The 2,784-nt window shown below is 70.8% G+C and carries 2 protein-coding genes; one reads left to right on the top strand and one right to left on the bottom strand.

Going from position 1 to position 2,784, the window contains the following annotated elements; all coding sequences use genetic code 11:
- The first annotated feature begins 160 nt into the window (after positions 1-160).
- A complete protein-coding gene (ffh, locus tag J0695_RS37145) occupies positions 161-1,705 on the top strand; it encodes a signal recognition particle protein (protein WP_206969171.1) in 1,545 nt (514 codons plus the stop codon).
- A gap of 65 nt (positions 1,706-1,770) precedes the next feature.
- On the opposite strand, the gene J0695_RS37140 is transcribed toward ffh, so the two are convergent.
- On the bottom strand, positions 1,771-2,784 hold a 1,014-nt coding region (locus J0695_RS37140; protein ID WP_206969170.1), incomplete at its 5' end, for a phosphopentomutase.

Raw genomic sequence — 2,784 nt, 5'->3', positions numbered from 1 at the left:
GTCCCCACCTGAACCGGGGCGCAGCCCCGGTTCAGGTGGGGACGGGACGGGGGCACTGGTCCTTGCGGCGGCCGGATACCCTGGGACGCAACGCCCATCCTCCCCCGAGCTCTTAAGGAGACAGGGGGGACCCCCTCCGACCCGAGGATCCGCGACCGCCGTGTTCGATACCCTTTCCGACCGCCTCGCAGCGACATTCAAGAACCTCCGGGGCAAAGGGCGCCTCAGTGAGGCGGACATCGACGCCACCGCGCGCGAGATCCGTATCGCGCTCCTCGAAGCCGACGTCGCGCTGCCCGTAGTCCGCGCCTTCATCAAGCAGGTCAAGGAGCGCGCCGCCGGCGCCGAGGTCTCGCAGGCGCTGAACCCCGCCCAGCAGGTCATCAAGATCGTCAACGAGGAGCTCATCGGCATCCTCGGCGGCGAGACCCGACGCCTCCGCTTCGCCAAGAACCCGCCGACCGTGATCATGCTCGCGGGTCTGCAGGGTGCCGGTAAGACGACCCTCGCGGGAAAGCTCGGCCTCTGGCTGAAGAGCCAGGGTCACGCGCCCCTGCTCGTCGCCTGTGACCTCCAGCGCCCCAACGCCGTCAACCAGCTCGCGGTCGTCGCCGAGCGCGCGGGCGTCGCGGTCTTCGCCCCCGAGGCGGGCAACGGCGTCGGTGACCCGGTCAAGGTCGCCAAGGACTCCATCGAGTACGCCAAGTCGAAGCAGTACGACGTGGTCGTGGTCGACACCGCCGGCCGCCTCGGCATCGACCAGGAGCTGATGCAGCAGGCCGCGGACATCCGCGACGCCGTCAGCCCCGACGAGATCCTCTTCGTCGTCGACGCGATGGTCGGCCAGGACGCGGTCAACACCGCCGAGGCCTTCCGCGACGGCGTCGGCTTCGACGGAGTCGTCCTCTCCAAGCTCGACGGCGACGCCCGCGGTGGTGCGGCGCTCTCCGTCGCGCACGTCACCGGCCGGCAGATCATGTTCGCCTCGAACGGCGAGAAGCTGGACGAGTTCGACACGTTCCACCCGGACCGCATGGCGTCCCGCATCCTCGGCATGGGCGACATGCTCAGCCTGATCGAGAAGGCCGAGCAGACCTTCAGCCAGGCCGAGGCCGAGGAGATGGCCGCCAAGCTGCAGAACAGCAAGGGCGGCAAGGACTTCACGCTCGACGACTTCCTGGCTCAGATGGAGCAGGTCAGGAAGATGGGCTCCATCTCCAAGCTGCTCGGCATGCTGCCCGGCATGGGGCAGATGAAGGAGCAGATCGCCAACATCGACGAGCGCGACGTGGACCGTACCGCCGCGATCATCAAGTCGATGACCCCGGCCGAGCGCCAGGACCCCACGATCATCAACGGCTCGCGCCGGGCGCGCGTCGCCCGTGGTTCGGGCGTCGAGGTCAGCGCGGTGAAGGGGCTCGTCGAGCGGTTCTTCGAGGCGCGCAAGATGATGTCGCGGATGGCCCAGGGCGGCGGGATGCCGGGTATGCCCGGGATGCCGGGCATGGGTGGCGGTCCCGGCCGGCAGAAGAAGCAGATCAAGCAGGCCAAGGGCAAGCGCAAGAGCGGTAACCCGATGAAGCGCAAGGCGGAGGAGCAGGCCGCGGCCGAGCGGCGCGAGCAGGGCGGCGCGGCCGGTCAGCCGGGCGCGGAGGCTCCGCAGAACTTCGAGCTCCCCGACGAGTTCAAGAAGTTCATGGGCTAGAAGCAGGCAGCCGAGCGGCCCGCGTCCCCTTCCGAGGGGGCACGGGCCGCTTCGTCGTTACGTACTCAGGCCGCCTGCGACCGCGCCCGCAGTGCCGTCCCGTTCTCAAGACCCGCCGTGTCGAGCCCCAGCGACACCGCCGCCGTCGCGCCCACGTCCGCCAGGCTGTCCGCGTCGGGGAGGTACTCCAGGCCGGGTGCGTCCGGGCGGTGGATCAGCACCGGGACGTACTCGCGCGTGTGGTACGCGTGCCCGATCGTCGGGTCGTTGCCGTGGTCCCCGGTGACGATCAGCCGGTCGCCGGGCCCGTCGAGCAGTGCGGTGAGCGCCGCGAGGCCCGCGTCCACCTGCTCCAGGACCTGTCCGTAGCGCAGGGTGTCCTGCTGGTGCCCGGCCAGATCGGTCTCCTGGACGTTGGCCACGACGAGGGCGTCGCCCCCGGCGCGTACCGCTTCGAGCGTGTACGCGAGGACCTCCGCGGTCCCCACCGCGGGGCGGCGTACGGCGTCCTCGCAGGCCAGGATGTCGGCCGCCTTGCCGACCAGCGTCACCGGGATCCCGGCCCCGGCGGCCAGCTCAGGGAGCTGACGGGCATGGTCCAACTCCGCCCCCAGGTGCTGCACCTGAAGTCCGCCGCCCGTGTAGAAGCCGCTGGCAGGGGTGTCCAGGCCGACCGTGCCGTTGTCGCCGGGGCGTACGTACGCGGACAGCGGCTGCTCCGCGTGGCCGCCGACCGCGATCACCCGGGCGACGGGGGCGACCGCGCGCACCGTACGGGCGATGGAGAGGATCCGTTCGAAGGGGAGGTCATCCAGGCGGCCCGAGGCGTTCCAGTTGATGCCGGGGTCGGCTTCCAGGTTGTCGTGGACCAGGACCGCGCCGTCGACGGCCAGCAGGGGCTTCCCTCCGAGGAGTTCGACCTGGTGGCCCGCCGCTTCGAGGGCGGCCGTCACCTCGTCGAGGTGTTCGCCGAGCCTGGCCACCGTCACCTTGCTGAAGTCCGCGCCCATCATCGTCTGGTGGCCCGCGAAGGTGTCCGCGCCCGGATAGCCGAGGGCGGCCCGCCCGACCGCGACCGG

The organism is Streptomyces beijiangensis (assembly GCF_017315755.1).
GTDB classification, from domain to species: domain Bacteria; phylum Actinomycetota; class Actinomycetes; order Streptomycetales; family Streptomycetaceae; genus Streptomyces; species Streptomyces beijiangensis.
This window is presented reverse-complemented; position numbering and strand designations above follow the sequence as displayed.